Origin of the sequence: Streptomyces cahuitamycinicus, from assembly GCF_002891435.1 — a bacterium.
GTDB lineage: Bacteria > Actinomycetota > Actinomycetes > Streptomycetales > Streptomycetaceae > Streptomyces > Streptomyces cahuitamycinicus.
This window is the reverse complement of record NZ_POUC01000073.1, coordinates 1-26,319: the sequence shown is the minus strand read 5'-3', so window position 1 is coordinate 26,319 and position 26,319 is coordinate 1. Positions and strand designations below refer to the sequence as shown.

General features: G+C 72.0%; 29 protein-coding genes. 8 read left to right on the top strand and 21 right to left on the bottom strand.

Annotated features, from left to right (window positions below; genetic code table 11):
- From C1J00_RS12975 to C1J00_RS12950, 7 genes are all read right to left on the bottom strand, one after another.
- The coding region (locus C1J00_RS12975; RefSeq protein WP_102909199.1) for a CocE/NonD family hydrolase at window positions 1–1,445 on the bottom strand (1,445 nt) is incomplete at its 3' end.
- Window positions 1,442–2,296 (bottom strand): hypothetical protein, encoded by an 855-nt coding sequence (locus C1J00_RS12970; RefSeq protein WP_102909198.1) that lies wholly within the window; start codon window positions 2,294–2,296, stop codon window positions 1,442–1,444. The genes C1J00_RS12975 and C1J00_RS12970, both read right to left, overlap by 4 nt.
- A 92-nt stretch (window positions 2,297–2,388) precedes the next feature.
- Entirely contained in the window at window positions 2,389–2,502 is a 114-nt protein-coding gene (amiA, locus tag C1J00_RS46715; RefSeq protein WP_240958231.1) for a streptamidine family RiPP, read from the bottom strand.
- 57 nt (window positions 2,503–2,559) lie between these two features.
- Entirely contained in the window at window positions 2,560–3,381 is an 822-nt protein-coding gene (locus C1J00_RS12965; RefSeq protein WP_102909197.1) for an ABC transporter ATP-binding protein, read from the bottom strand.
- Between the two features lie 20 nt (window positions 3,382–3,401).
- A complete protein-coding gene (locus C1J00_RS12960; RefSeq protein WP_102909196.1) occupies window positions 3,402–4,409 on the bottom strand; it encodes a FecCD family ABC transporter permease in 1,008 nt (335 codons plus the stop codon).
- On the bottom strand, window positions 4,406–5,560 hold the full coding sequence (locus tag C1J00_RS12955; protein WP_102909195.1) for a FecCD family ABC transporter permease: 1,155 nt from the start codon (window positions 5,558–5,560) through the stop codon (window positions 4,406–4,408). Before C1J00_RS12955 ends, C1J00_RS12960 begins: the two co-directional genes overlap by 4 nt.
- Window positions 5,561–5,652: 92 nt before the next feature.
- Entirely contained in the window at window positions 5,653–6,630 is a 978-nt protein-coding gene (locus tag C1J00_RS12950; protein ID WP_102909194.1) for an ABC transporter substrate-binding protein, read from the bottom strand.
- Window positions 6,631–6,715: 85 nt separating this feature from the next.
- Here C1J00_RS12950 and C1J00_RS12945 point away from each other — a divergent pair, with 85 nt between their 5' ends.
- Window positions 6,716–7,912, top strand: a complete 1,197-nt coding sequence (locus C1J00_RS12945; RefSeq protein WP_102909193.1) for a YncE family protein — start codon at window positions 6,716–6,718, stop codon at window positions 7,910–7,912.
- 211 nt (window positions 7,913–8,123) lie between these two features.
- Here the strand turns inward: C1J00_RS12945 and aztD are convergent, their stop codons facing one another.
- The 4 genes from aztD to aztB all read right to left on the bottom strand — a co-directional run bounded on the left by aztD (window position 8,124) and on the right by aztB (window position 12,502).
- Window positions 8,124–9,326, bottom strand: coding sequence for a zinc metallochaperone AztD (aztD, locus tag C1J00_RS12940; protein WP_102909192.1), 1,203 nt, complete (start codon window positions 9,324–9,326; stop codon window positions 8,124–8,126).
- 90 nt (window positions 9,327–9,416) lie between these two features.
- Window positions 9,417–10,394: a zinc ABC transporter substrate-binding protein AztC gene (gene aztC / locus C1J00_RS12935; protein ID WP_102909191.1), complete on the bottom strand. Its 978-nt coding sequence runs from the start codon at window positions 10,392–10,394 to the stop codon at window positions 9,417–9,419.
- A complete protein-coding gene (locus tag C1J00_RS12930) occupies window positions 10,391–11,626 on the bottom strand; it encodes a hypothetical protein (RefSeq protein WP_102909190.1) in 1,236 nt (411 codons plus the stop codon). The genes aztC and C1J00_RS12930 overlap by 4 nt, the downstream gene beginning before the upstream one ends.
- Window positions 11,627–11,647: 21 nt before the next feature.
- Window positions 11,648–12,502, bottom strand: coding sequence for a zinc ABC transporter permease AztB (gene aztB / locus C1J00_RS12925; RefSeq protein ID WP_102909189.1), 855 nt, complete (start codon window positions 12,500–12,502; stop codon window positions 11,648–11,650).
- Between the two features lie 15 nt (window positions 12,503–12,517).
- On the opposite strand from aztB, the gene aztA reads away from it, so the two are divergent.
- The gene (gene aztA / locus C1J00_RS12920) at window positions 12,518–13,261 is read left to right on the top strand and encodes a zinc ABC transporter ATP-binding protein AztA (RefSeq protein ID WP_102909188.1); all 744 of its coding nucleotides are present in this window, start codon (window positions 12,518–12,520) and stop codon (window positions 13,259–13,261) included.
- Between the two features lie 288 nt (window positions 13,262–13,549).
- Here aztA and C1J00_RS45885 read toward each other — a convergent pair whose 3' ends face one another.
- From C1J00_RS45885 to C1J00_RS12905, 4 genes are all read right to left on the bottom strand, one after another.
- Window positions 13,550–13,759: a hypothetical protein gene (locus C1J00_RS45885; RefSeq protein WP_219728346.1), complete on the bottom strand. Its 210-nt coding sequence runs from the start codon at window positions 13,757–13,759 to the stop codon at window positions 13,550–13,552.
- A gap of 94 nt (window positions 13,760–13,853) precedes the next feature.
- Complete coding sequence (locus tag C1J00_RS45240) at window positions 13,854–14,027, bottom strand: hypothetical protein (protein WP_180989530.1); 174 nt, start codon at window positions 14,025–14,027, stop codon at window positions 13,854–13,856.
- Window positions 14,028–14,083: 56 nt separating this feature from the next.
- Complete coding sequence (locus tag C1J00_RS12910; RefSeq protein WP_102909186.1) at window positions 14,084–14,323, bottom strand: transposase; 240 nt, start codon at window positions 14,321–14,323, stop codon at window positions 14,084–14,086.
- A 140-nt stretch (window positions 14,324–14,463) separates the two neighbouring features.
- Complete coding sequence (locus tag C1J00_RS12905; protein WP_102909185.1) at window positions 14,464–15,429, bottom strand: pirin family protein; 966 nt, start codon at window positions 15,427–15,429, stop codon at window positions 14,464–14,466.
- A 365-nt stretch (window positions 15,430–15,794) separates the two neighbouring features.
- On the opposite strand from C1J00_RS12905, the gene C1J00_RS12900 reads away from it, so the two are divergent.
- Entirely contained in the window at window positions 15,795–16,166 is a 372-nt protein-coding gene (locus C1J00_RS12900) for a tetratricopeptide repeat protein (protein ID WP_102909184.1), read from the top strand.
- Between the two features lie 52 nt (window positions 16,167–16,218).
- Here the strand turns inward: C1J00_RS12900 and C1J00_RS12895 are convergent, their stop codons facing one another.
- Window positions 16,219–17,622 carry a PepSY-associated TM helix domain-containing protein gene (locus C1J00_RS12895; RefSeq protein WP_102909183.1) on the bottom strand — a complete coding sequence of 468 codons (1,404 nt, stop codon included), beginning with the start codon at window positions 17,620–17,622 and terminating at the stop codon, window positions 16,219–16,221.
- Window positions 17,623–17,776: 154 nt separating this feature from the next.
- Between C1J00_RS12895 and C1J00_RS12890 the strand changes: the two genes are divergently transcribed.
- A complete protein-coding gene (locus C1J00_RS12890) occupies window positions 17,777–18,421 on the top strand; it encodes a peptide deformylase (RefSeq protein WP_102909203.1) in 645 nt (214 codons plus the stop codon).
- A gap of 64 nt (window positions 18,422–18,485) precedes the next feature.
- Window positions 18,486–18,704 (top strand): hypothetical protein, encoded by a 219-nt coding sequence (locus C1J00_RS12885; protein ID WP_500691472.1) that lies wholly within the window; start codon window positions 18,486–18,488, stop codon window positions 18,702–18,704.
- A gap of 42 nt (window positions 18,705–18,746) precedes the next feature.
- Here C1J00_RS12885 and C1J00_RS12880 read toward each other — a convergent pair whose 3' ends face one another.
- On the bottom strand, window positions 18,747–20,177 hold the full coding sequence (locus tag C1J00_RS12880) for a dihydrolipoyl dehydrogenase family protein (protein ID WP_102909182.1): 1,431 nt from the start codon (window positions 20,175–20,177) through the stop codon (window positions 18,747–18,749).
- Window positions 20,178–20,296: 119 nt separating this feature from the next.
- Here C1J00_RS12880 and trxA point away from each other — a divergent pair, with 119 nt between their 5' ends.
- Window positions 20,297–20,683, top strand: a complete 387-nt coding sequence (gene trxA / locus C1J00_RS12875; RefSeq protein WP_062930599.1) for a thioredoxin — start codon at window positions 20,297–20,299, stop codon at window positions 20,681–20,683.
- 73 nt (window positions 20,684–20,756) lie between these two features.
- On the opposite strand, the gene C1J00_RS12870 is transcribed toward trxA, so the two are convergent.
- The 3 genes from C1J00_RS12870 to C1J00_RS12860 all read right to left on the bottom strand — a co-directional run bounded on the left by C1J00_RS12870 (window position 20,757) and on the right by C1J00_RS12860 (window position 24,220).
- Complete coding sequence (locus C1J00_RS12870; protein ID WP_102909181.1) at window positions 20,757–22,193, bottom strand: benzaldehyde dehydrogenase; 1,437 nt, start codon at window positions 22,191–22,193, stop codon at window positions 20,757–20,759.
- A gap of 226 nt (window positions 22,194–22,419) precedes the next feature.
- Entirely contained in the window at window positions 22,420–23,469 is a 1,050-nt protein-coding gene (locus C1J00_RS12865) for a LacI family DNA-binding transcriptional regulator (protein ID WP_439333398.1), read from the bottom strand.
- 82 nt (window positions 23,470–23,551) lie between these two features.
- The gene (locus C1J00_RS12860) at window positions 23,552–24,220 is read right to left on the bottom strand and encodes a TetR/AcrR family transcriptional regulator (RefSeq protein WP_102909201.1); all 669 of its coding nucleotides are present in this window, start codon (window positions 24,218–24,220) and stop codon (window positions 23,552–23,554) included.
- A 126-nt stretch (window positions 24,221–24,346) separates the two neighbouring features.
- Between C1J00_RS12860 and C1J00_RS12855 the strand changes: the two genes are divergently transcribed.
- On the top strand, window positions 24,347–24,910 hold the full coding sequence (locus C1J00_RS12855) for an NAD(P)H-dependent oxidoreductase (RefSeq protein WP_102909180.1): 564 nt from the start codon (window positions 24,347–24,349) through the stop codon (window positions 24,908–24,910).
- Between the two features lie 100 nt (window positions 24,911–25,010).
- Here the strand turns inward: C1J00_RS12855 and C1J00_RS12850 are convergent, their stop codons facing one another.
- On the bottom strand, window positions 25,011–25,916 hold the full coding sequence (locus C1J00_RS12850; protein WP_102909179.1) for a LysR family transcriptional regulator: 906 nt from the start codon (window positions 25,914–25,916) through the stop codon (window positions 25,011–25,013).
- A 115-nt stretch (window positions 25,917–26,031) separates the two neighbouring features.
- Between C1J00_RS12850 and C1J00_RS12845 the strand changes: the two genes are divergently transcribed.
- Window positions 26,032–26,286 (top strand): hypothetical protein, encoded by a 255-nt coding sequence (locus tag C1J00_RS12845; RefSeq protein WP_102909200.1) that lies wholly within the window; start codon window positions 26,032–26,034, stop codon window positions 26,284–26,286.
- Window positions 26,287–26,319 lie beyond the last annotated feature (33 nt).

The window sequence follows — 26,319 nt, the reverse complement described above, 5'->3', positions numbered from 1 at the left end:
GGACGGGACGGGAGCACAGGCAGTGTCAGCACCACGCTGTCCGGGTCGACCTGCCGCCGGGAGGCGAGCAGCCGGCCGGCCGTCACGGGGTCTTCCCCGGTGTGGGGGTTGCGGACGTGGGCCGGGAAATGGTGGCCGGCGATCTCCAGACGCAGCCGCGTTCCGCCCGGCAGCCGACGGGCGAGCCGGCCGAGGCCGACGGTGAACTCGGCCTCACTACCGGCCGGTTCGGCGCGCCGGACGACGCCGACGGCGAGCTGCTCGGCGCTCCCTTCCGGCGTGAGCGCGACGAGCCGGGCGGCCCAGTCGGCGGACGGGCTGTGGGCCGTGGCCCGCAGGTGCACGCTCACGGGGCCGATCACGTCGAGCGGACGCGGCAGCGGCGGCGTGACCAGCAGGCAGCGGTCGGGCGGGCCGTCGGTGGGGACGGTCAGGTAGTCGGAACGGACGGGCTTGCCGGGGTCGGCGGTGAAGACGGAGCCGTGCAACAGTCGCGTGCGTGGCGTGCGCGGTTCGCCCTCGGTGCGGGCGGGCAGCCACAGGTCGGCGCCGCCCAGCCCTTGGGCGCCATGGTGGCCGGGGGCGAGTTCGCCGGTCAGGGCCCGGCGGGCCCAGCGCACGTACAGCTCGCCGAGGTTCAACCGGTGGGCCGGACCGGCGTCGGGGCCGGGCGCGGTGACGAGACCGTGCCTCCAGGGGCCCAGCAGCATCCGGGCCGAGCGTCCGCCCCAGGAATGCCACAGCGCGACGGTGTCCTCGGTGAAGTGGTCGTGGTGGCCGCCCACCGCGAGCAGGGGCACGGCGGCGCGCACCGCCCGCGATACCAGACGGCCGCGGTCGCGGTGCCGCCACAGGCCCGCCCAGGAGGGCAGGCCGCGGCCCAGCCGCTCGGGAAGGGCGGTCAGCGGCAGATGGGTGAGCAGTCCCGGGTCAGCGGCGAGGGCCTTGTCCAGCGCGCTCTCGTCGGAGTCCCGCCGGTCACCGTGGGCGGCCCACCATCCGGCGCGGGACAGCAGCCGCTCCACTCCGGACGCCTCGCGCGCGGTCTCCGCGGGCCCGAGGGCGGGCACGGCCGCGATGACGGCGTCGGGCCGGGCGTCCTCGGGCACGTCGAGGGCGAGGACGAGGGCGCAGTGGGCGGCGTAGGAGGCTCCGACGGCCACCAGCCGGCCGTCGCTCCACGGCTGCCGCCGGATCCAGCGCACGGTCGCCGCTCCGTCGACGGCCTCGTTCTCGTACGGGCGCCACTCCCCCGGCGACTCGAACCGGCCCCGCACGTCCTGGACGACGGCGGCGAACCCGCGGCGGGCCCAGCCGCGCGCCTCGGCCCTGTGCCGGGCCCGGTCGTAGGGGGTGCGCACCAGGACGGCCGGAAAGGGGCCGTCGCCGGCCGGGAGTCGGACGTCCGTGGCGAGTTCCCCCGCAGCCGTACTGAACGCCGTCATCCGTCCTTCTTCGGCATCGGTGCGACGTCGGGCACCGGGAGGACGGGGTGCTCGGTGACGGTGAGCGTGCGCAGGTCCACCCGTCGGAGACGGCGCCGCGCCGGGAGGCCGGCCGCAGCGGGGGCGTCGGTGGCCCACCGGCTGAGATCGTCCGAGAGCAGTGCCGTGAGCAGCGTTGCGGCGGGCACGGCGAGCCGGACCGGTGCACCGGACGTACGCGGTCCGCTCCAGTACGCGGCCAGTTCGCGGTGAGCGGGCGTGGCGGCGAGCCGACGGGACCGGACGTGCGCCGAGGTGACGTCTCCAGGAGCGGCGGCCACCGGCTCGACATACGCCTGCCAGCCCTCTCGGTGGCAGCGCAGCCACGCGACGCCGTGCTCGGGCAAACGGTCGGCGGCGTCCCACAACCCGTCCGGCACGGGCCCGTCCAGGCACCACACCACCGCGGAGGGGTTTCCGTCGAGCAGGTCCTCGATACCCACCGGTGATCTGTCGGAGGCGGTCACGGCCGAAGTCGTGCGCGGCCGCGCACCCAGGGCGGCCAGCTGGACGGCGAGCGGTTCGGTCAGCAGCGGGTCGCCGAGGATCCGGATGTCCCGGCGAGCGGCGGGCCACAGCGAGTGCCGCGGCCCTTCCGCCAGATAGCCGGCCGCCTCGAACGCCCGCACCACGCGCTCCAGTCCCTCGTCCACCGGGGCTGCGGTCCCGCCCGTGAGCAGGGAGAGCAGGGCGTCCTCGTCCGCGTCTGCCGTCCTGACGCTGAAGAACTCCCCTTCCGGGGTACGGACGGCGAGCCCCCGCCCGGGCACGGCGACGACCTCGGCACCGGGGACTAGTCGGCTGCGGGACACGGCGTTCCTCCTGTCGACGGGATCTGGGACGGGTGTGGGCCCGCCCGGAAGGCATCGGGCGGGCCCACGGTCGAGGGCGGTGAGGCCCTTGCTTACTCCTCGGTGTCCTCGAAGGGGTTCTCGACGAGCGCGTTGGAGTGAGAGGCCGAGTCGTGAGCCAGCTGGCCCGGGTCGGCGATGGGCGTGAAGACCTGCTCGTTGTCCATGAACTCTCCTTCATCAGCAGGGAGATACGGCGTTCGGATGAGCGCCGTGGCCACAATCTAATGAATCTGATTTTCATATTCTAGAGCGGGGAGAGGGTGATCTGGGTAACACACCGGCCAGCCCCCCTCCGGGTCCTGACCGACCCGGCCGGCCACCTTCAGCACGTCCGCCAGCAATCCCGGTGTCACGACCTCCTTCGGCGTCCCGTCGGCCACCACACGGCCGTCGCGCAGGGCGACGATGCGTTCGGCGAACCGGGCCGCGTGAGCCAGGTCGTGCAGCACCATCACCACGGTGAGCCCGCGTTCCTCGCGCAGGCGCACCACGGTCTGCAGCACGTCGAGTTGATGGTGCAGGTCCAGGTAAGTGGTCGGCTCGTCGAGCAGCAGGACCCGGGTGTCCTGAGCGAGCGCCATCGCGAGCCTGACCCGCTGCCGCTCGCCCCCGGACAGCGCGTCGACGTCACGGTCGGCCCACTCCTCCACACCGACGTCGCGCAGCGCCCGGCGCACGACGGGGTCGTCGCCCTCCCGCAGCATGCCCAGCGGGCCGCGTGCCGCGTACCGTCCTTGCCGGACGAGGTGGCTGACCGTCATACCCGGGACGCTCGGGGCGGACTGCTGCAGCAACGCCACCCTCCGTGCCGTGGCGCGTCTGGAGAGCCGGGCGAGGTCGTCGCCGCCGAGCAGCACACGCCCCTGGCCGGGTTGCAGCAGCCCGGCGGCCAGCCGCAGCAGGGTCGACTTGCCGCAGCCGTTCAGGCCTATCAGCGCCGTCAGTTCGCCCGGCCGGACGGTCATGTCGACGCCCCGCAGCACGGGCCGTCCGGGGTAGCCGAAGTGGACCCCCTCGACGTGGATCCCCACGGACTCGGTCATGCTCTGTCCTCAATTCGACGTCAGAACGTACGGCTCGGCGTGCGGCGCACGACGACCAGCAGCAACGCGGCGCCGAGGCACGCGGTGAGCGCTCCGACCGGCAGCGTGAGCCGCCCGGAGTCGAGCGCCGTCGCCAGCAGCCGCGAGGACAACTGCGCCGCCGCGTCCGCCCCGCACACCACCACCGCGCCCACCAGGGCGGCGCCGGGAAGGCTCCGGCGCAGGTCCGCGCCGAAGACGGCCACGGCCAGGTGGGGAACGAGCAGTCCCACGAAGCCCAGCGCCCCGACGGCGGCCACCGCGCCCGCCGTCAGCGCAACCGCGCACAGCAGGGCCAGGGTCCGGGCCCGGCGGGCGGCCAGGCCGGCGGCCAGGGCTATGTCGTCGCCACAACGCAGCAGGGTCAACGGCCCGGCCAGCAGCCACGCCGCGACCACCCAGACGAGCGCCCACGGCCACAGCAGGTGCCAGTGCTCCCACACCCGGCCCTCCGTGGTGCCCACCAGCCACTGGACCACGCTGCCGAGTTCGCCCGGCTCCACCAGCAGCACCATGGCGGTGATCCCGCCGAGCACCGCCGACACCAGCACGCCGTGCACGGCGGTCTGCGCGGGATCACCGCGCCCGCGGCCGGCGAGCAGCCACAGCAGCGCCGCTCCGGCACACCCGCCCGCGCACGCGGCGAGGACCACGGCCAGGGGCGAATCCCACCCGGCGAGTCCCAGAGCGGTCGCGGTGACGGCACCGAGCACCGCCCCCGGGGTCACGCCCGTCACCTCCGGCCCCGCCAGGGGATTACGCAGGGCGGACTGCAGGACCAGCCCTGCCACGGCCAGGCAGGCGCCCGCGCCGAGGGCCACCAGCAGCCTCGGCAGGCGCAGTTGGAACAGGATGTGGCGTTCCGTCGCGTCACCGCCACCGTTGAGGACGTCCCAGACCACACCGGGGGACATGCCGCGCCCGGCCACCACTTCCACTCCGGCGCAGACGACGGCCAGTGCCGCGAGCGCCGTGAAACGCCGGGTCACCGTACGTCCTCCGCACTGGTCGTCCTGAGAGGTGGCGCGGAGGTGTCGCCGGGCCCGCCGCACCCGGGGTCGTCCCGGCGAAGGTGATTCGACGCGCTGGCGTGAGGGACTTCGTCCGCCGCACCGGAAGCCGTCTTCCGCGGTCCGGGCAGCGGCTCGCGCGCCGCGGCCGGAGCGGCCGGTCCCCGCCGGACCGCCCGGCGGCGGCCACCCGACCGCATCAGCGCGACGCCGGCCGGCACCCCCAGCAGGGCGGTCCAGGCGCCGGCAGGCGTCTCCACGGGTGCCAGCGCCAACCTGGCCGGGACATCGGCGACCACTACGACGACAGCGCCCCAGGCCGCGGACCACGGGAGCCAGCGCACCGCCCCGGCCGAGGGATCGAACCAGCGGCTGAGGTGTGGGGCGAGGAACCCCACCCACGCGACGGGCCCGCACACGGCCGTCACCGGGGCGATCAGCACCACGGCGATGGCCAGCGCGGCCAGCCGGGCGCGCTGAGCTCGCACACCGAGCGCCTCCGCGTCCTCGTCACCCAGCCGCAGCACCGACAGCACCGGTGCGCACAGCACCAGAGCGGGCACCGCTACGAGCAGCCACGGCCACAGGCCCGTCACGTCTTCCCACGTCCGGGCGGAGAGCGAACCGAGTAGGTAGCGGTAGATCAGCTGGAGATCCAGCTGGTCGGCCATGACCATCAGGACGAGCAACGCCGCCTGCAACGCGGCCGCCACCGCCGCGCCGGTCAGCAGCACCGCGGACGGACTGCGGCCGAGCCCGGCGACGAGCAGCGTGAGCCCGCCTCCGAGCGCGGCCCCGCCGATGGCCAGCAGCGGCTGGACGGCGGCGGGCAACGACAGGCTCAGCACCAGCGGCGCGGCCACCCCCAGCGCGGCCCCGGACGACACTCCCAGCATCTCCGGCACCGCCAGGGGATTGCGCAGCGCCTCCTGGAGCACCAGTCCGGCCGCCCCCAGACAGGCTCCGGCGACCAACGCCAGCAGCAGGCGGGGCACGCGGAGTTCGGTCACGACGATCCCGGCGAGGGTGGTGTCCCCGTCCAGCACCGCGGCGACCAGCCGGTGCGGTGGGACGTAGGGGGTGCCGAGACTGAGCGCGCAGAACGAGAAGACGGCCAGCAGTACGACCACCAGAGGCGGTTGCCACCTCCGCGCACCGCCCGACGGCCGCTCTCCGCCCGCCGCGGCGCGATCGGCCGCGGCGGGCACCGGGAGAGACTTCCTCACCGCAGCGCGGCCGTGGCCTCGTCGAGGACGATGCCCAGCGAGCGGGTGCCGCGCCCCTTGGCCCACACCTCTGAGTTCACCTCGTGGACGTCACCGTTCTTCACGGCCGGGATCTTGCCCCAGAGCGGATTCTCGGCCAGCTTCTCCGACAGCTTGCCGTCCGCGTCGCCGAAGCTCAGCGTCTCGACGAACAGCACGTCGACGTCCCTGGCGAGGATCTCTTCAAGGCTGTAACTGCCCTCCACACCGCGGGACTTCCACGGGTAGTCGGCGATCTTGGGGAACAAACTGGCGGCCACGTCACCTTCCGGCGTCGCGACGCCGAAGTTCTCATCACTGCCGTAGATGATGAGCGCGGTCTTCTCGCTCGGGGCCTCCTCGGCCTCGGCGAGCTTCGCCCGGAAGGTCCTCTCCGCCTTCTCCCCCTGGGCGGTGCGGCCGGTGAGCGCGGCGACGTCGCGCAGGTAGCCCACGCTGTCCTGCCACGTCTCGGGCTGCATGGCCCAGAACGTGGTGGCTCCCTTGAGCGCCGGGGCTAGCTTGCCGTGGGTGTCCCCGAGGCCGATCACGAGATCGGGCTTGTGGGAGAGGATCGCTTCCACCTCGGGGGCGATGAATCCGCCGGGGATGACGTCCACCTCCTTGGCCTTCTCCTCCCCCAGGAAGTCCGGGTGGGCGAGCAACGCGCTGTTGGTGGCCGTGGGCACGATGCCCAGTTCCGTCAGGATGTCGTCGCACAGGGCGAAGAGGCAGACGATCCGCTCGGGCTCCTTCTTCAAGGAGACCTTGACGCCGTTGGTGTCGGTCAACTCCGTCGACGCCTTGATGGGTTCGACGGTCACCTCCGTCTTCGCCGCGGGCTTGGCCTTGTCGCTCGCGGGTTCTTCGGAGGACGAGCCGCAGCCGACCAGAACGGAACCCACCGCCGCTACGGCGATCCAACTGCGAACAAATCTCGACGATGAGCGCAGCATCGATGCCCTCGCTTCTTTTCAGGTACCGGGAACGCACCGAAGATACATGATAATCGTTTTCACCAGACCGGTTTCTGGAGGACTCATGCCTGCTGCCACACCCGTCCTGCTCGTCTCCGACCACGTGGCCGGAGCAGTACACCTGCTGACCGTGCCGGACGGCGCCGTCGCAGGACGCCTCACCGGCCGTCATCTCTCCGAGCACGCCGGGTTCCTGGCACTCCCGGGAGGGCGGGTGGCCTGCGTCGACGACCGCCGCGGGGAACTGCTGGTGCTCGACCCCTTCGCCGAGAAGCTCGTAGAGCGTACGGTCCCGGTCGCCGTGCCGGCCGAGCACCTCGCCTGCGACCCGTCCGGCCGCCGACTGGCCGTCACCACCGGCCTCGGCAAGAACAGCGAACCGTGGACGGACCTGCTGACGGTCCTCGACCTGGCCACCGGGGAAGCCGCGCGGGTTCGCACGCGCGTCGGTGAACCGGGCGTGACGGTCCTGGGCGAGGGCGACCCGCTGGTCGTACTGCGGCACCGGGAGCCCGGTGCGCTGGCGGTTCACCGGTTCATGGATCTCCTCGCGGCTCCACCCGGCTGCCCTCCGGTCACACCTCACGCGCTCCTGCCGCTGCCGGACGACGGACACGGGGACGCACAAGCACCCGCCTCGGAGCGCGTGTTCGCAGCCACGAGCGAAGGAGTGCACCGGGCCCGGAGGAAGGGCGACGCGCTCGCCGCCGAGGCGATCATTCCCTGGGGATCGCCAGCCCGGGGCTGGTACCTCCGGCTCGACACCCGCCGACAGTCGCTGTGGACCACGCTGCGCGGCGGCGACCCGGACCCGCTGCGATGGCCGGATTGGACCAACCAAGCATGGCACCACGATCCGACAACCGGCCGCACAGTACTCACGGACCTCGGTCCCGGACTCGTCTTCCGGCTGGCCCTCGCCCGGCGGCATACCGCCTTCACCCGTGTCCACCCCGACGGCGACGAACTGATCCTTGTCGGCGCCGACGTCGTGCGCCGCTGTCCCCTGCCGGCCATGGACGGCGCTCCGCGTCGCGGTGGCACCCCTTGGGAAGGGGTCCAACGCCGAGCGGTGGCCGCCTCACCGGGCTCCGACTGGATCGCCGTCACCCGGGGCGGCCACGGCGAGGTGCACATCATCGACGCGGAGACAGGCCACGAGGCGACCCGTCCGCGGCTGACCACACCTCTGCATCACGGCGGCCACATGACACTGCGCGTCCGGAACGACGGTGCCGACGGCGATCCCGTGGGGCGGTGACGGCCTGTGCGGGCCGGCACACTCCAGGCGGCGGGAAGGGCCGCCGCCCGCAGGGGCGTTGCCCGTTGCCCGGTACCGCGCCACACATAGGTCCGTACGCCGCTTCTCCTGTCGTGGCCGGCTGCCGATTCCGGTCCCGCGGGGCGGGTGGTAGCGGTGTCCCCTCGCCGCCGCGGCGCGAAGGCCACGGCTGCGAGGGGACGTGGAGGAGTCAGTGTCCGGGGACGACGCCCGACAGCTCGTTGGTGCTCTCCGGCAGGGTGACAGAGGTGATCTTCTTCCCCTTCTCCAGGTCGATCGCGTGCAGCACCTTCTTGCTGGGCTCGGAGACGTACGCGACGTGCCCGCGGACGAACAAGGTGGGCCGGGGCTGCTGCCAGTCCAGCGGCTCCTGCCACTTGCCCACGGCGGGGATCTTCTTCTCGATCTTGCCGGTGTTCTGGTCGATGACGTGGAGGGCGCCGTCGGTCCCGAGAACCAGGGCCTCGCCGTGCGGGCCACGGCCCAGCGAACGGAAGGAGTAGCTGGCGCCCAGGTCGACCAGGCGCAGCTTCTTCTTGTCGGTGTCGATGAGCGAGATGCGGGTGGGCCGCTCCAGCTCGGCCTCGGGGTCGGTCTTGTAGTCACCCAGGAGGATCGGCGAGGCGTCGCTGCCGGCCTGGTTGCCGATGCGGCCGTAGTCGTCGGGGGCGTCGATCTTGGTGAACTTGCCGTCCTTGTAGATCAGGATGCCGTCCTCGCAGCCGATGCCGATGGCCTCGTTCTTGGCGGCGGCCTCGCCGTGGACACCGGGGCAGTCCTCGTTGCGCGCGACCTCCTGGTTGTTCTTGTCCAGCACCAGCGCGCCGGTGCGCTTCTCCTCGGTGCCCAGGGTGCTCACGAGTTTGCCGTCGGCCAGTTCGATGGCGACACCGTGGTGCGGCTCGGCAGAGGTGTAGGTACGCCCTTCCGGCTTCTTGCCACTGCTCAGGGCGGTGGGGTCGAAGACGTTGACCTTTCCGGTGCCGTCCGTGAAGAGCACGGTCTTTCCGGCGTGACGTACAACGTGACCGGGCTTGGCGCCCTTGTACTCGATATCGGTGAGGGCCTGGTCGGTGGCGTCCAGGACACGGAATCCGCTGCCGGAGGAGACGACGACGTGGTCCTCGTCGCCCGCGGGGTTGACCCGGTTGAAGCCGGGCAGGTCGATGGTCTTGGCGAGCTTCAGGCTCTCGCCGTCGAGGATGTACAGGCCGCCGTCGAAGGTGGCTACCAGCGGATCCTTGACGGCCACCGCGGGCGTGGCGCTCGCGGTTCCGTCGGACTTGGTATCGGTGGAGGAAGAGCCCTCTCCGCCGCAGGCGGTCAGAACCGAGGAGACCGCCAAGGCCAGTGCCGTGCCCGTGAGGGCTGTGCCGCGTATCGACTTGTTCATCAGTATGTTCCTTTCTGCACCGCGCAGTGGCGGTTTGAGGTGGTATGGCGGGCGGCGCCCGATGACCGGTGTGCCGGGGGACTCGAAGGGTCAGTCGCCGGCCAGGCCAGTGACCATGGCGGTGGCGTTGGCGCGCATCATCCGCAGGTAGGTGTCGGCGCCCTCGCCCTTCGCCGTCAGGGACTCCGAGTAGAGCTCGACGACGCGAACCCCGCCGCCCATCTCCGTTCGCAGTACCTCGGCGAGCCGCTTGGGCTGGGAGGAGTCGGCGAAGACGGTGCGTACGCCTGCTGTCTTCATCGCCTCGGTGAGGGAGCGCAGGTCCGAGGAGCTGGGAGAGGCCAGCGTGGTGCCGCTGGGAATGACCGCTCCGATCACCTCGAAGCCGAAGCGGTCGGCGAGATAGCCGAAGACGTGGTGGTTGGTGACCAGGGCCCGCTTGCCTGAGGGAACGCGGGCGAAAGACTTCTCCATCCAGGCGGTGAGGCCGGTGAGTTGCTTCGCGTAGCGGTCGGCGTTGGCGCGTATCGTTCCGGACTCCACGCCGTCGACGTGCTCGATGACCTGGTCGGCCAGCAAACCGGTGACCTTGCGCATCCGGTCGGGGTCTGTCCAGAAGTGCGGATCGGGTTGCCCCTTCTCGCCCTCGGGGCCGCCGTCGTCGGCCGCGTGGAAGGTGAGCGGGTCGGCCGCCTCGCCGGCCGCGAAGGTGGCGACACCGGACTCGCGGGCGGTGTCCACGTGTCGCAGTACGTTCTCCTCCAGACCCAGGCCGTTGTAGACGACCAGGTCGGCCTGCTCCAGCTCGGCGGCCTGCACCGCCGACAGACCGAAGGAGTGCGGGTCGGCGTTGGGCTTCATCAGGACGGTGACGTCGGCTTCGTCGCCGACGATCTCGCGGGTGACGTCGCCGAGGATGTTGGTCGTGACGACGATGCTGGGCCGGTCATCGCCGGTAGTGCATGCGGTGGCGGTCACGGCTGTCACGAGGGCGAGCATGCCCGCGAGCAGATGCCGCAGGCGTGCGATGCCCACCCTCGCGCGCTGCTTCACCTCGGTTCGGCTCATCGTCCGGTCTCCGCCATGAGAACGGGCTTGACGTCCAGGTCGAAGGAGCGCGCGATGCGCAGGCCGTCGTTGTAGTCGATCTCGAACACCTTCTTGCCCTCAGGGTCGTTGACGTAGGCGCGGCTGCGGTCGACCTCGATGACGGGGGACCTGCCGTCTGCGCCGGCCCCTTCCTCTTCCGTCAGCAGCGACTTGGTCCGTGCCGTCTGCTTTCCGGTTGCGATGTCATAGCCGTGCACCGAGCCGTCGTTCTCCAGAACGAGCAGCGGGGAGCCCTCTCCGGCTGTGTTGGCCGCGACGACCGGTCCGGTGTCCACTCGCTTCCAGGTCCGCTCCGTCACGTCGAGGACCCAGACCGCGTCGTCTCCGGCCGGGGCGGTGAGGGTGTCGCTGCCGGGTCGATGGCGGAAGGCGGTGGCTCGTTCCTGCGCCGGGACGTCCTGCCCGTAGGGGATCTCCTCGGCGGTGAAGGAGCCGCCCTGCGCCCGGACGAGCAGGGCGCCGCCGGCGCAGCCGAGGATCACGCCGCGTCGGGTGACGGCGTCCCCTCGCGGCTCTTCGCACGTCACGTCCGGGGAGGCGACGCGCTCGCCCTTGCGGTCGAGGACGACGAGCTCGGTGGTGCCACCCTTGTTCTCGAAGGCGAGCAGGTGTTCCTCGTACGGCAGGACGGCACCGTCGTAAGTGCCTTGCAGCGTCCGAGGAGATGTGATCTCCCCCTTCTCCAACCTGCTGCGGTCGTACAGGACGGTGCGACCGTTCTCGCCGGTCACCGCGGTCACGGCGATGTCGCTGCGTACCTGGGCTCGGCTGCCCGCAGGGAGCTCACCCACGTCCCGTGTCGCCGCGCTGTAGTAGTGGACGTGGTCCCCGTGGTCCACCATCCAGGCGCCGCTGTCGAGCACCTGCGTGCCGCCTGGGGCATGGAGGTAGCCGAACCTGCCGTCCGTCCCCAACCGAACGGCGCCCTTCACCTGGGCCGTCCTGTGCACCTTGCCGGTGACGAGGTCGAGGATCCTGGTGTTTCCGCTGTCGGGGTCGTTCAGGAGGAGCCGTGACTGCTGCTCGGCGGCCTCCTGGGCTCCCTCGACGTACCCGTGCGGGGTGGCGGACGGGGAACTCGCGGCGGGTCGTGGAGCGTTGTTCTTCTCTCCCGCGCAACTCGTGGTGAGAAGCGCGGTGAGCACCAGTGCGGCCGATGCCCACGGAGTGACGTTTCTGCGGACGGTCATGACGATCGCCTCTGGCTTCTTTCAGTTGGCTTCGAGTACGGGGGCGTGGGCGTGACGCGTACGGCGGTCACGCAGCCCGGACAGCACGTGGGAGAGGAAGAACAGGCTCACCGCGAGGGCCGAGACAGTCGCTCCGGCAGCGGTGCTCAGATGCCAGGACATCAACAAGCCGCCGAATGTGGCCAAGGCGCCGAGCAGGGCGGCGAGCACCATGGCCCCGCGCACGGAGCGGGCCCAGGGCAGGGCGGCCGCCGGTGGTGCGATGAGCAGTCCGAGGACGAGCAGCGTTCCGACGATGTGGAACGAGGCGACGATCGCCAGACCGAGCAGGCCGAGGAGCACGGCGTGAGCCAGGCGCGGCCGCAGCCCCAGGGTGTGGGCCTTGCGCGAGTCGAACGCCAGGGCCAGGAAGGCACGGTGACCGAGCACCGACACCACCAGCGCGGCGAGCAACGCCGCAGCGAGCACGAGGAGGTCCTGCTGCCTGACGGCGAGGACGTCACCGAAGAGGAACCCGGTCAGGTCGACGGCGAAGGACTGCGAGCGCGACACGATGATCACTCCGAGCGAGAGCATGCCGACGAACAGCAGCCCTATGCCGGTGTCCTGCGACAGCCTCGGCGTACGGCCGAGCGCGGTGACACCGGCCGTCATGACGGCGGCACTGACCACCGCGCCCACCATCAGATTCCCCCCGAGGAGCGCGGCCACCGCGACGCCCGGAAGCAGCCCGTGGGACATGGCGTCACCGAGGAAGGCCATCCCCCTTAGCACCACCCAGGTGCCCGCCAGCGCGCAGATGGCGGAGACGAGCATCCCGCCCCAAAGGGCCCGCTGCACGAAGGTCACCTCGAACGGGACCGTCAACCATTCCATACCCAGGACACTACAATGAAAATCATGTTCAAAACACCGCGCCCCTCTCCCGGCCCTCCCATCGAACGGCCCGCTCACCTCCGCTTCTCGGGGCTGTGCGCCGGCTATCCAGGACGCCCAGTACTCCATCGAGTCAGCGCGGAGATAACCGCGTTGACCACGACGGTGCTGGTCGGTCCGAACGGCAGCGGCAAGTCGACCCTGCTGGGTGTGCTCGCCGGTGTGATCAAGCCGACATCTGGCGATCTCCTCCGCACCGGCGATCGACCGCCCGCCTTCGTACCGCAATGCGGAGCAGTCGGCGACACCCTCCCGCTCACCGTTCGGCAAACCGTTGAGATGGGGCGCTGGGGCGAGCGCGGGCCGTGGCGCCGGCTGACCGCACGGGACCACGCGACCGTGGACGCGGCGCTCGACCGGCTCGGCATCGGCGACCTCGCCTCACGTCAACTGGGCGAGCTGTCGGGCGGGCAGCGTCAACGTGCGCTCATCGCCCAGGGGCTGGCGCAGGAATCGGACCTGCTGCTTCTCGACGAGCCGACCACCGGCCTGGATCCGGAGGCAAGGTATCGGATCGGGGCACTGCTGACGGCGCTCGTCGCCGACGGCGTGACGGTCGTCCAGGCAACGCACGACTTGGAGGTCGCGCGCGCGGCGGACGCCTGCCTCCTGCTCCAGGACGGCCGCCTCGCCGGGCAGGGGCATCCGGACCAGGTCCTCACCACGTCGGCGCTGACCCGGGTCTGGCAAGCGCTCTGAGGAGCCCGGCACACGCAGGCACGAAGGCCATGGCAGCATGGCCGACCGGTGGGCAGGGGCCCAAGTGTTCGACCGGTACGGCAGGCCCAGTACAGAGCGACCGCCTGACCGGCGGGCGTTCACGCTCGGACGAAGGAGTCACAGGAACGAAGAGCGAGCTGTCCTGGCTGATGACGAAGACGGTGCCGCGGCGTTCGCCCTCCTCGACCAGTGGGTCGACCGCCGCCCGGCCGGCGGTTGGGTCAAGGGCGAAGGTGAAGTTTCCCCGTAACCTTGGACACTCGTTGGTTATGCCGTGAGGGCGTGTTGATGCCGCTGCCTGATCTCGGCCGGGGTGAGGCAGCCGAAGGTCTTGCGCTTGCGCAGGCGGCGGTTGTAAAAGGTCTCGATGAAGGTGAAGGCCTCGGCGCGGGCGGTGGCCCGGTCGGGCCGGATGCGGGTGCCGATCTCTTCCTTAGCAGGGCCCAGAAACTCTCGGCGGCCGCGTTGTCGAAGCATGATCCCGTGCGTCCGCAGCTGTTTCGCAGCCCCAAGTCACGTATCCGCGCGCAGAATTGAGTCGAGGTGTACTCGCTGCCGCGGTCACTGTGGATCACCCAGCCGGGCTCCAGGTTCCCTCGGCCGTAGGCCATGTCGAGGGCGTCCAGGCGGCCTCGCCCTCGCGCCACGCGTAGCAGGAGGAGCGGGCGACGTGCAGCGCCCGGCACAACAGAATGACCGGGTGGTTCGCCTTCTCCGCGTGGATGAACCGGCACAACTCGCTCACCGGTCGTTCTCCTTCACGAAGAAGGCGGGTCGCTTTTTCAGGATCTCGATCGTCTGCTACTGCTCGCGGTTCTCCCGCCGCAGCCGCTTGAGCTCCTCGCGCTCGGCACTGCTCAATTCGCCGGGGGCGCCTTCGCCCTGCTCCGCCTTCGCCTTGCGGTACCAGCCGCGCAGGGACTCGGAGCTGATGCCCAGTTCCCGGGCGACCGCCGTGACCGTCTTGCCCGAGGAGTCGACGAGCGCGATCGCGTCCCGCTTGGACTCTTCGGTGTACCGCTTCGTGTACTTGTTTCCCACCTGGTGCTACTTCGTCTGGAACCTCAGGTCCCAGTCTCCAGGTGTTGTTTGGACGCCTTCTGGCAGGCAGGTCGAAGGCAGTGAGAATTTTCCGATCGCCTTCCACCCAGGGGCCACCACCACTGACGCGTTCGCCCAGGTCAGCGCAGCCTTCCCCGCGGTTTCAATGGCCCCGGCGGCAGCTCCGGTGCGGGCAGCGGAGCCCCGTCGTACCCCTTCACTTCCCCGAACCGTGTCCCTTCCATCCAGTCCCGCCGCGCCTGCTCGATCTCCTCCTGCGACCGTCCGATCCAGTTCCAGAACATGATCAGTTCCTCCTCGAACGGCTCGCCGCCCAGGAGCATCAGGTTCGCGTCGGACTCCGCACGCAGGGGCAGTTCGCCGCGGCCGCAGCCGAGGTAGAGCATGGAGCCGGGGAGGACGGGGACGCCGTCGACGCGGGCCTCGCCGGACATCGACAGCACGGCGTACTCGAAGTCCCGCTCAAGAGGGAGGCGTACGTCCGCGCCCCGGGCCAGGGCCAGGTCGGCGCCGACGATCGGGGTGTACGCCGTGCCGGGTGAGCTGGCGCCGTCGAGGTCGCCGAGGATCAGCGTGGCCGTGAGGCCGGGTGCGGTGACGACCGGCAGATCGGCGTGGTGCTCGAAGCGCGGCTCGGTGTGGCGGTGAGCGTCGGGGAGGGCGACCCAGAGCTGTGCGCCGTGCAGGAAACGGGCGTGGTCGCGCGGGCTCTCCTCCGAGTGGCTGATGGCCCGGCCGGAGGTCATCAGGCCGAGTTCGCGCGGGCGGATCGTCTGGAGGCTGCCGGTGGAGTCGCGGTGCAGTACCTCACCTTCGTGCAGCCAGCTCACGGTCTGCAGACCCATGTGAGGGTGCGGGGGCACCTGCATACCGGGCTCGTCGGCGATGTCGTCGGGACCGTAGTGGTCGACGAAGCACCAGGCGCCGATCATCCGGCGGCCGAGGTTGGGCAGCAGCCGGCGGACCTCGCTCGACTCGCCCAGCTTCACACGGCGCGGGCTGAGGAGTTCACGCACCGGCTCCGCCACCACGAAGCCACGGCCACCGCACAGGGAGGGGGCCGCCTCGCGCTCAAGATTGCTCATGGCGCACAACCTAGTCCGGCACGAGGGCCTGCGTCAGCGTCACGTTCGGGCCGCGCCGCGGGCACCCTGAAAACAGTAGCCAGGTCGTCCACGGACTCCTCCAGCGGCTCCTCCGTCCGCTCGGCGGTCTCGACGGCCCGCGCAGGCGGGAGCTCACGCGCGAACTGAGGGCCCCTGCTCGACGACCTCTTGAACCCTTCAGCGAGAACGAGACGGAGCAGTCATGACCTCGACCACCACCACACCCCTCGTCGATCCCCGTGTCATCGCCCTGGCCCGCCAGGCCCTCCCCCTGATCCCCCTGACACCTGCCGGCGGAATACCGGACGGGCGGGTTCGGTTGTCGGCCTCGAAGGAGGCCCCGAGTGAACACCACGCAGGACACGACGTACTACGCTCACGGCACCCCGGCCGAGCGCTGGGAGCGGGCACAGCTGTTCTTCGACGCCAAGGACTACGCCGCCGCCGCGCGCGTCCTGGTCGGGCTGGTGGAAGAGGTGCCCGAGCAGACCGGGCCCCGGCTGCTCCTGGCGCGCTCCTACTACCACTCCGCCCAACTTCGCCGTGCCGAGGGCGAGTTGCGGACGATCGTCGAGCGGGACCCCGTGGAGCACTATGCCCGGCTGATGCTCGGCCGCACCCTCCAGCGGCAGAACCGGCACGAGGAGGCGGAGTCGCACCTGCGGATCGCCTCGGCGCTCGCGGGTGACTTCGAGGAGCGCCGACCCGGGCCGTGACCGAAGATGCCCGGCTCCGACAGGAGCCGGGCATCCGTGTGCCGGGGTTCCGCTACCCGGCCGGCGTCCCGTACGACCGCCGCCCCCGCCGGTGGGCGATCTCCCCCAGCAGGATGTCGACGGCGAGGAACGCCGCCAGCGGGATGCCGAACAGGGGCAGGAAGTACCCGAGTACGGCGATGCCCGCGAGCAGCGGTACCAGGATCTGCGGTGGGACCTGCTGCCAGGCGCCGCGCGGGACCGGGCGGCCGAAGGCGCTGCCCCGGCCGCGCTGCCACCACATGCGGTAGCCCCAGACGATCAGCAGGATCAGGGACAGTGCGAGCAGCATCAGGACGATCTGGTTGGCCAGGCCGAAGAGGATGCCGGTGTGCAGGTCGATGCCCCAGCGGGTGAGCTTCGCGAGCACGGGGTGGTCCGCGAAGCGCAGCACGTCGACGACCTGACCGCCGGCCGGGTCGACGGCGACGGCGTCCTGCTTCGACGGCCAGCTGCGCTGCACCTGCCTGACGACGTACGCCGAGTTCGCGTCGGCGGGTGGCACGATCTCCACCGGGTCACCCAGCCCTTGGGCTCGCGCCGCCGCCAGGACCTTGTCCAGGCCCACGCCGTGCTTGGCGTCGCCCGCCTGCCCGGCGGCGGAGTCGTGGCCGTCGTGCTCACCGCCGGCCGACGCCGAGACCGACGGCGTGGCCTGGCCCAGCGTGGTCCGCAACTCGTCGATGTGGGCACCGGCGTGGGCCGACCAGGTCAGACCGGTCGCCGAGAGGAAGAAGAACCCGGCCGCCGCCCACGCGCCGATACTGCCGTGCAGCCCGAGGGTGCGGCGTCGCCCCGTCGTCCCCCGCACCTTGCGCAGGGCACGGCGGCGGGAGAACCACAGCACCAGTCCGCCCGCCGAGACGACCCCCAGCCAGCTGGCCGCCAGCTCGCTGTACAGCCGCCCCGTCTCCCCCAGGTGCAGATCCCGGTGGAACTCGTCGATCCAGGTGCGCAGGGGCAGCGCGCCGGTCGAGCCGTACTGTTCGAGGGAGCCGCGCACCTTCGCGGTGTACGGGTCGACGAACACGGCGAGCGTGTGGCCCTCGCCGACGCCCGGGACGCCGGACAGCATCACCCTGGTCGTCGCGTCGGCCTCCGGTGAGGGGCGGACGGCCGAGATCGTGCCCTCGGGGTGGGCCTTGCGGGCGGCGGCCACCTGCTCGCTGATCGGCAGCTTGTCCCCGCCCACGGGGACGGTCATCTCGTGGTCGTACACGAGCTTCTCGGCCTGGAAGGAACCGGCGTACAGCAGGCCGGTGACAGCGGCGACGAGGAGGAAGGGCGCCACCAGCACCCCGGCGTAGAAGTGCAGGCGGAGGATCAGCGGGCGCAGGGGTGCCCAGGTGCTCTTCGACGGTGCCGGGGCGGCTGGTTGGGGGGCCTCGTCCGTGGTGGTCGAGGGAGCGGTGGTCATCGGCGGGCTTCTCCGGGTGGTGTCTTCTGGGCCGTTGCGGTCTCGGCGGTGGCCGTTGCGGTGCAGTAGTCGGGGCAGCGGGGCGTTCAGTTCCCGGAGAACCCATGTGACGTGCATCACGCGGGTGCGGTGGGTGTCGTGCCATCCTGACGCGATGGGAACTCCGGACGATCGCGCACCCCTGGCCGAGCGGGTCGGGCAACTCCTGGACGGGGGTCTGCCGTTGGCTATCGTCGCGGCCGGTGACCCGGTGTTGAGGCGCGTCACCGAGCCCTTCGACGGTCAGCTGGAGCCCGCCCTGCTGGCCCGCTTCGTCGAGGCCCTGCGGATCACCATGCGCGCGGCGCCCGGGGTCGGTCTGGCGGCGCCGCAGGTCGGCGTGCCGCTCCGGATCGCCGTGATCGAGGATCCGGCACCGGTACCGGAGGAGGTGCGTCTCGTCCGCGGGCGGGTGCCGCAGCCGTTCCGCGTCCTGGTCAATCCCTCCTACGAGCCCGTCGGTGACGTGCGGGCGGGGTTCTTCGAGGGCTGCCTGAGCGTGCCGGGCTGGCAGGCGGTGGTGGCGCGGCACGCCGAGGTGCGGCTGACCGGGCAGGACGAGCACGGGCGAGCCCTGGACGAGGTGTTCTCGGGCTGGCCGGCCCGGATCGTGCAGCACGAGACGGACCACCTCGACGGTGTCCTGTACCTGGACCGCGCCGAGTCGCGTTCCCTGTCCTCCAGCCAGGCGATGGCGGAGCGCTGGGCGCAGCCGGCACCGGAGGAGGCGGCGCGGCAGCTGGGCTTCGAGCTGCCGTAGCGGGCAGTTCCGTCCGGCCGGAGTGCGGAGGCGTCCGTCGGGGCGCCTCCGCTGCCGTGACCGCATGTCCACGCCCACCTGGACCCGGCCTCCCCGGGCGGAGGTCCTGGCCGCGGTGGGCACGTACCCGGGCGCGATCGTCATGGTCGCGCACGACGAGGGCGCCGTCGACGCGCTGCGGCCGGACCTCGTGCCGCTCCTGCCGGAGGCGGAGGAGGACCTGGCGGAGGAGGACTTGTGGGGCGACGACCACCGTGGGCCGATGGTGCCCGCCGACGCGTGATCCCGGGTCTGGCGCCGCCCGGAGCGCCGACCGATCGGCAGGTCACGCGTCCCGGTAGGCCTCCAGCAGCCGCAGCCACACCTCGCTGATCGTCGGGTACGACGGGACGGCGTGCCACAGGCGGCCGACCGGGACCCGGCCGGCGACCGCGATCGTCGCGGAGTGGATGAGTTCGCCGACGCCGGGGCCGACGAAGGTGACGCCCCGCAGGATCTCGTCCTCGATGTCGACGACCATGCGGGCGCGGCCCTGGTAGCCGTCGGCGTACAGGCCGGCTCCGGCGACGGTGGACAGGTCCACGTCGACGGCCTTCACCCGGTGGCCCGCCTCTTCCGCCTCGGCCAGGGACAGGCCCACGGCCGCCGCCTCCGGGTCGGTGAAGACGACCTGGGGGACGGCCGTGTGGTCGGCGGTCGCGGCGTGGGCGCCCCAGGGTTCGGCGAGGAGGGTCTCTCCGGTGGCCCGGGCGGCGATGGCGGCGCCCGCGATGCGGGCCTGGTACTTGCCCTGGTGGGTGAGGAGGGCGCGGTGGTTCACGTCGCCGACCGCGTACAGCCAGTCGTGGCCGGTGACGCGGAGGCTGTCGTCGACGGGCAGCCAGGAGCCGGGGTCGAGGCCGATCGACTCCAGGCCGACGTCGTCGGTGCGCGGGGCGCGGCCGGTGGCGAAGAGGATCTCGTCGGCCTCGATGCGCTCGCCCGTGCCGGTGAGGGCCACGACCGTCCCGTTCTCCCGGGTCACCGACTCCACCGAGGTGCCCGTGCGGACGTCCGCTCCGGCCTCGCTGAGCGCCTCGGCGATCAGTTCCCCGGCGAAGGGCTCCATCCTGGGGAGCAGGCTCTTGCCGCGGACCAGCATGGTGACCTGCGAGCCGAGGGCCTGCCAGACCGTGGCCATCTCGGTGGCGACCACGCCGCCGCCGATCACGATCAGCCGGCCGGGCACGGCCTTGGAGCTGGTGGCCTCCCGGCTCGTCCACGGCTTGACGGCGTCGAGCCCGGGGAGGCCGGGCAGGGCGGCGCGGCTGCCGGTGCAGACGGCGACGGCGTGCCGGGCGGTCAGGACGCGCTCGCCGCCGTCGGGGCCGGTGACGGTCACCGTGCGCGGGCCGGTGAGTCGGCCGTGCCCGCGGTGGAGGTCGGCACCGATGGAGTCGAGCCAGCCGACCTGGCCGTCGTCCTTCCAGTCGGAGGTGTAGTAGTCCCGGTGGGCGAGGACCGCGGACGCGTCGAGGGGGCCCTGCACCGACTGGCGCAGGCCCGGCACGCGGCGGGCGTCCGCGCGGGCGATGACCGGCCGCAGCAGGGCCTTGCTGGGCATGCACGCCCAGTAGGAGCACTCGCCGCCGACCAGTTCGCTCTCCACGATCGCGGTGGTCAGTCCGGCGGCGCGGGTGCGGTCGGCGACGTTCTCCCCCACGGGCCCGGCACCGAGCACCACGACGTCGTACGTGTTGGTTTCCGTTTCCGTCATGGGGTCAGTCTGGTGGGTGGTGTGCGCCCTGGCCACATGGGTAGGGGCGCGGAATACGTGTCCGGTCGGCCGTGTTGTGCCGACGGCTTGACCCCACTGCAGGAAGAGGGATGTACGCCATGAGCAGCACCGTGGAGCTCACCAAGGAGAACTTCGACCAGACGGTCACGGACAACGAGTTCGTCCTGATCGACTTCTGGGCCGACTGGTGCGGGCCGTGCAAGCAGTTCGCCCCGGTGTACGAGAAGGCGGCGGGTGAGAACCCTGACCTGGTGTTCGGCAAGGTGGACACCGAGGCGCAGCCCGAGCTGGCCGCGGCCTTCGGTATCCAGTCCATCCCCACGCTGATGATCGTCCGTGACCAGGTCGCCGTGTTCGCCCAGCCGGGGGCCCTGCCCGAGGCCGCCCTGACGGACGTCATCGGGCAGGCCCGCAACCTCGACATGGACGAGGTGCGCAAGTCGATCGCCGAGCAGCAGGCCCAGGAGGGCCAGCAGGCGGGCTAGCGGACCCCCGGAGCGGACCCCCAAGAGCGGCCATCCCCCGGAGGGGCAACCTCCTGGAGCGGCCACCTCCTACCTAGAAGGGGTACGGGGCCACGTCTCCGCGTACCGTCGTCCAGCGCAGGTCGGTGAAGGCCTCCAGGTTGGCCTCACCGCCGAAGCGGGCGCCGGTGCCGGAGGCCCCGACTCCGCCGAAGGGCGCCACGGCCTCGTCGTTCACGGTCTGGTCGTTGATGTGGACGATTCCGGTCGGGATGCGTTCGGCGAGGTCCAGGCCGCGGGCCGGGTCCCTGGTGACGATGCCCAGGGAGAGGCCGTACGGGCTCTGCGCGGCCAGGGCCGCCGCCTCGTCGGTGGTGGTGAAGGAGCGGACCGGCGCGACGGGGCCGAAGACCTCCTCCGTGTACGCGGGGGTGCGGTCGTCGACGTGAGCGAGGACCGTCGGCCGGTAGAAGAGCCTGTCGTGGGTGCCGCCGGCGGCGAGCTTGGCGCCCGCGCCCGTGCTGGCCTCGACCAGGCCGCTGATCTTGCCGAGCTGGCCCGAGTCGATGATGGGGCCGAGGTGGACCTGGTCCCGGTACGGATCGCCGACGGCGAGTGAGTCGGCCTTGGCGGCCAGCCGCTCGACGTACTCGTCGTAGAGGGACGCGTGCACCAGGTGGCGTCCGGTGGTCATGCAGATCTGGCCCTGGTGGAAGAACGAGCCCCAGGCGGCCGTGGAGATCACCGCGTCGAGGTCGGCGTCCTCCAGCACGATCATGGCCGAGTTGCCGCCCAGTTCCAGGTGGGCCCGCTTGAGGTGGCGCCCGGCCGCCTCGCCGACGGCCCGTCCGGCGGCCGTGGAGCCGGTGAAGGAGATGACCGGCACGCGCGGGTCGGCGACCAGGGCCTGTCCGGCGTCCGGGCCGCCGGGGAGCACCTGCAGCAGTTCCTCCGGCAGGCCCGCGGCGGCGAAGACCGCGGCGAGGGAGAGCCCTCCGCAGACGGCCGTGCGCGGGTCCGGCTTCAGCAGGACGGCGTTGCCCAGTGCCAGGGCCGGTGCGACGGAGCGGATGGACAGGATCAGGGGGGCGTTGAACGGCGAGATCACGCCCACCACACCGGCCGGGACGCGGCGCGTGTACGACAGACGCGGTGCCTCGCTGGGCAGGACCTGGCCGGCCGGGCGGGAGGCGAGCGCGGCGGCCTCGTAGCACTCCTGGGCGGCCACGTGCAGTTCGAAGTCGGCCTTACCGGGGACGGAACCCGATTCGCGGACGAGCCATTCACGCAGTTCGTCGGCGTGTGCGGTGAACAGGTCGCCCGCCTTGCGGAGCACGGCGGCACGGGCGAAGTGCGGGGTGCGTGCCCACTCCCGCTGCGCGGTGGCGGCCCGCCCGGCGGCGGCCCCGACGTCCTCCGGGCCGGCCAGGGCGAGGGTGCCGAGGGCCTGGCCGGTGGCGGGCTCGGTCACGGTGTACCCGGGCCCCGAGAGGCGGCGGGGCTGCCAGGTCCTGGTGTCGAGCAACGGCATGACGGCTCTCCGATCGATCGTCACCGGCTGACGGGGTTGATGTAACTCCCGTATGTGCGCGGCCGGTTCGGCGGTCACATGGCGGGACGCGCCGGGCGGGCGCGGCGATGTGCCGCGGCCCGCACAGGAATGCGCCCCCGTTTTGTTGAGCATGCAACATCCTAGCCGTGCCGCACCACCGAAGCCTGGCCCCCCGCCGCCTGTCGGCCGGGCGAGTGCCGAGGCGTCAGCTCGATTCGCGGTGCAGCACCGTCGCCCCCAGCACCTTGTGCGTCTCGGGTTCGGTGGCGGGCTTGCGTACCGCGCGGTCGACCAGTTCGGCGAGTTCACGGCCGCAGGGCAGCTCCAGACGGACCGTGCTCAGCCGGGGCCGCAGCAGCCGCCCGAGCACCAGGTCGTCGGCGCCGACCACGGCCGTCTCCTCGGGGATCCGGATGCCCTCGTCCAGCAGGGCACGCATGAGCAGCATCGCGTACTCGTCGTTGTAGGTGAACACGGCGTCCAGGCCCAGGGTCCGCCAGCGGGCGGCGAGGCGCGCCGCGGCCTGTTCGTCGTAGGCGAGGGGCAGTTCGGTCACCGTGGCGTCCGTGCCGCGCACGGACTGGCGCACGCCGTCGAGGCGGGGCGCGGAGAACGTCTCCAGGCCGGGCTCCTGCGGGACGACGACGCCGATCCGCCGCCGGCCGCGGTCGTAGAGGTGGGCGCCCGCGCTGTGGCCGACGACGTCGTGGTCCATGAGCAGGGCGTGCGCGCCCTCGATGGTCTCGGGGCCGAGGGTGACCACGGCCCGCGCCCCCGAGCGCTTGAGCACCGCCACTCCGCACGGGCCGAGTCCGGAGCCGGGCACGAGCACGGCCACGGGCCGCAACTCGGCCCAGGCGCGGGCGGCTTCGTCGCCGTGCGGGTCGCCGGTGCCGTGCTGCACGACCGTGTAGTCGAGGGCGGCGAGCGAGTTCTGGAGGTCGCTGAGGAACCGGCTGTAGAGCGGGCCGACGGGGAAGGTCGGCGCCGGGATCAGGACCATGCGGCTGTGCCCGGCGCGCAGGCTGCGGGCCGCCGCGTGCGGTACGTAGCCGAGCTCCTTCGCCGCCTCGTGCACACGGCGGCGGGTGGGTTCGCTGATCCGTACGGCGCTGGTGTTGTTGAGGACGTAGGAGACGGTCGCGCGCGAGACGCCGGCCAGGCGGGCCACATCGGCGCTCGTGGGCACGGAGCGCGACGGTGCGGGGGACGGGGGCGCGGGCGTTTTCGGTATCTGCACCATGACGTACGGCATCTTGGCAGAAGCCCCAATGCGCGCCTCAAGCGGGGGAGTTGTGAGGAAGCCGTGAGCGGTCACGGCGATCAGCGAGCGGACCTCAGCGGGTCGGGGCCGTACCCGTCACCCGGTCGACCAGGTCGGTCCAGGCGTCCTCCAGGCGGACCATGGGCAGACCGCACTGCTTGGTCAGGTGGTGGATCAGGGCCGGGTCGAGCTGGCCCATCAGCGCGTGGGAGAGCAACTCGCAGTCGGCCTCCGGAACCGCCTGCCGCAGCAGCACGGCGACGTGGTGACGCAGCACGCTGCGGGCGGGGTTGGTGAAGCGGCGGGGCGCGCACGGCTCGGCGGCCAGCTGGAGCTCCAGGTCCTCGGCCGACCGGCGCAGCATCGCGCAGCCGAACGCCCGCAGCCGCTCCACGGGCGGCGCTCCCGGCCCGAGCGGCGGCGGTCCGCTGAGGAACGAGGCCTGGAACTTCTTCTCCGAGTGGTCGAGCAGCGCCGTCAGGAGGCCGGTACGGTCTCCGAACCTGCGGAAGACCGTGCCCTTGCCGACGCGGGCCTCGGCGGCCACCGCCTCCATCGTGACGGCTTCCGCGCCGCGCTCCGCCACCAGCCGCGCGGCGGCCTCCAGCAGCCGGGCGCGGTTGCGCGCGGCGTCGGCCCGCAGGCACGGCTCGTCGCCCCCCAGGGCGGCCCCCAGCTGCACCAGCTCGGGATGGCCGACGGGCTCCTGGGGCGCCGGAACGGAGGGCAGGACGGCGGACATGAAGCCAGCGTAAAGCATCGGGAAGAAAACTGGACCACGGTCCGGTTTTGATGCTACAAAGTTAAACGGACCCCGGTCCGGATCTTCAGCAGCTTTCAGAGCAACGCCTCAGATGTGGGAGTCAGCATGTCCGTTCGTATCCTCGCCCTCGTCGGCAGCCTCCGCGCCGGTTCGCACAACCGGCAGCTCGCCGAGGCGGCCGTCAAGCTCGCCCCCGAAGGTGCGGAGGTGAACCTGTACGAGGGGCTCGCCGAGATTCCCTTCTACAACGAGGACCTCGACGTGGAGGGCAGCGTCCCCGCCGCCGCCGCGCGGCTGCGCGAGGCCGCGAACACCGCGGACGGCCTGATCCTCTTCACCCCCGAGTACAACGGCACCATCCCGGCCGTCCTGAAGAACGCCATCGACTGGCTGTCCCGCCCGTACGGCGCCGGTGCCCTCAGCGGCAAGCCGGTCGCCGTGATCGGCACCGCGTTCGGCCAGTACGGCGGTGTCTGGGCGCACGACGAGACCCGCAAGTCCGTGGGCGTGGCCGGCGGCAAGGTCCTGGAGGACATCAAGCTGTCCATCCCCGGCTCGGTGACCCGCTTCGCCGAGACCCACCCGGCCGACGACGCCGAGGTCGCCCAGCAGCTGACCGAGGTCATCGCCCGCCTGCACGGTGCCCTCTCGGAGCCCGCCGCGGCCTGACCGTCCTCACCTCGCGCCCACGAAAGGGGCCGCGGCCGGCAACGGCCGCGGCCCCTCCGGCATGCCCGAGGCCGGGTCGCCGCGCAGTCGCCCGGGCCGTTCAGGCGACCGCCGTGGGTGCCAGGACCCGAAGTTCCTCCAGGGCCGCCGCCACCGCCGGCCGGGCGTGCACGCCGCCCCGGGTACAGGTCAGGAGCTTGCGGTGAGGGTTGCCGGCGCAGCGCACCCGGGTGATCGGCAGGTGCGGGGTCAGATGGGCCAGGCGCGGGATGAGGGCGACGCCGAGCCGGTGGGCCACGAGGTGGGCGCTGACGTTCCAGTCGAGGGCGTGGTGGACGACCTCGGGGGTGAACCCGGCCGCGCCACACGCGGAGAGGACGTGCGGGCGGCAGGGACTGTCCTCCACGGGCGCGATCCACGCCTCCCGCGCCGCCTCGGCGAGATCGACCCGGGCCCGCCCCGCCAGCCGGTGCCCTTCGGGTACGACGAGGTCGAACGGGTCGTCGAGCAGCGGCTGCTGGTCGAACCGCGGGTCGCTCAGCGGCGGGTTGTGCGGAGTCGCCTCGACGACCGCCAGGTCGGTGCCGCCCTCGAAGAGCAGGTCGAAACTCTCCGGAACGCCCGCCTCGGTGATCCGGACGGACAGCCGCGGATGCCGCTCCCCCAGCCGGGCCGCCATCGGCGCCAGCAGCACCGAGACGGCCACCGGGAAGCCGGTCACGCGCAGCACCCCGGAGGGCGCCCCGCAGTCGGCCCGCAGATCCAGTTCCGCCTGGTCCCAGCGGGCCTGGATGGCGTCGGCGTGCGCGATCAGGCTCTCGGCGGCCGGGGTGAGCCGCACCCCGCGCCCCTGCGGCTCGAGCAGGTCGACGCCCAGGTCCCGGGCGAGCTGCCGAACCTGCTGGGAGGCGGCGGACGGGGTGAAGTGCAGGGCTTTCGCGGCCGCGGTGACCGTGCCGTAGTGGGCGACCGCCCTCAGGACGTGCAGTCGGCGCAGGTCAATCATGAAGGCCAGCCTTCACAGTGACATCCGGAAAGTCAACCTGGACGTGCACGGACTGCTGGACGCACCCTGGCTGTGTCGCGACGGTCAACCAGCCACGACGTACGAGGAGTCAGCCATGCCCAGCACCGACGCCACCGCCTGCCCGCACTGCGGCTGGCCGGACCGGGGCGAGCCGTTCCGGGTGCTGTCCCGGCACACCACCGCGGCGGGCCACACGGAGTGGACCCGCTGCGGATGCGGCTCGCTGCAGGTCCGGGTCGCCGACGGCCGCGGCACGCGCGTCGTCTCGCGGAGCGGACCGGCGGACGGACGGGTGGCGCGAGCCGCTGAGCGCGGCACCGGAGCTTCCCGAAGCCGCCTGGCGCCGTGACACCGGTCATGACGGGTCGGGACGGGTCGCGAC

Coding starts and splice junctions, on each gene's coding strand:
- C1J00_RS12860 (WP_102909201.1), bottom strand. CDS start 24,220: ATGTCCGCCGTCCTGCCCTCCGTTCCGGCGCCCCAGGAGCCCGTCGGC.
- C1J00_RS12845 (WP_102909200.1), top strand. CDS start 26,032: ATGCCCAGCACCGACGCCACCGCCTGCCCGCACTGCGGCTGGCCGGAC.
- C1J00_RS12965 (WP_102909197.1), bottom strand. CDS start 3,381: ATGACCGAGTCCGTGGGGATCCACGTCGAGGGGGTCCACTTCGGCTAC.
- C1J00_RS12895 (WP_102909183.1), bottom strand. CDS start 17,622: ATGACCACCGCTCCCTCGACCACCACGGACGAGGCCCCCCAACCAGCC.
- C1J00_RS12905 (WP_102909185.1), bottom strand. CDS start 15,429: ATGAGCAATCTTGAGCGCGAGGCGGCCCCCTCCCTGTGCGGTGGCCGT.
- C1J00_RS12950 (WP_102909194.1), bottom strand. CDS start 6,630: ATGCTGCGCTCATCGTCGAGATTTGTTCGCAGTTGGATCGCCGTAGCG.
- C1J00_RS12855 (WP_102909180.1), top strand. CDS start 24,347: ATGTCCGTTCGTATCCTCGCCCTCGTCGGCAGCCTCCGCGCCGGTTCG.
- C1J00_RS12870 (WP_102909181.1), bottom strand. CDS start 22,193: ATGCCGTTGCTCGACACCAGGACCTGGCAGCCCCGCCGCCTCTCGGGG.
- aztA (WP_102909188.1), top strand. CDS start 12,518: ATGAAAATCATGTTCAAAACACCGCGCCCCTCTCCCGGCCCTCCCATC.
- C1J00_RS12850 (WP_102909179.1), bottom strand. CDS start 25,916: ATGATTGACCTGCGCCGACTGCACGTCCTGAGGGCGGTCGCCCACTAC.
- C1J00_RS12885 (WP_500691472.1), top strand. CDS start 18,486: ATGTCCACGCCCACCTGGACCCGGCCTCCCCGGGCGGAGGTCCTGGCC.
- aztD (WP_102909192.1), bottom strand. CDS start 9,326: ATGAACAAGTCGATACGCGGCACAGCCCTCACGGGCACGGCACTGGCC.
- C1J00_RS45885 (WP_219728346.1), bottom strand. CDS start 13,759: ATGCTTCGACAACGCGGCCGCCGAGAGTTTCTGGGCCCTGCTAAGGAA.
- C1J00_RS12865 (WP_439333398.1), bottom strand. CDS start 23,469: ATGCCGTACGTCATGGTGCAGATACCGAAAACGCCCGCGCCCCCGTCC.
- C1J00_RS12945 (WP_102909193.1), top strand. CDS start 6,716: ATGCCTGCTGCCACACCCGTCCTGCTCGTCTCCGACCACGTGGCCGGA.
- amiA (WP_240958231.1), bottom strand. CDS start 2,502: ATGGACAACGAGCAGGTCTTCACGCCCATCGCCGACCCGGGCCAGCTG.
- C1J00_RS12930 (WP_102909190.1), bottom strand. CDS start 11,626: ATGACCGTCCGCAGAAACGTCACTCCGTGGGCATCGGCCGCACTGGTG.
- C1J00_RS12890 (WP_102909203.1), top strand. CDS start 17,777: ATGGGAACTCCGGACGATCGCGCACCCCTGGCCGAGCGGGTCGGGCAA.
- C1J00_RS12880 (WP_102909182.1), bottom strand. CDS start 20,177: ATGACGGAAACGGAAACCAACACGTACGACGTCGTGGTGCTCGGTGCC.
- aztB (WP_102909189.1), bottom strand. CDS start 12,502: ATGGAATGGTTGACGGTCCCGTTCGAGGTGACCTTCGTGCAGCGGGCC.
- aztC (WP_102909191.1), bottom strand. CDS start 10,394: ATGAGCCGAACCGAGGTGAAGCAGCGCGCGAGGGTGGGCATCGCACGC.
- trxA (WP_062930599.1), top strand. CDS start 20,297: ATGAGCAGCACCGTGGAGCTCACCAAGGAGAACTTCGACCAGACGGTC.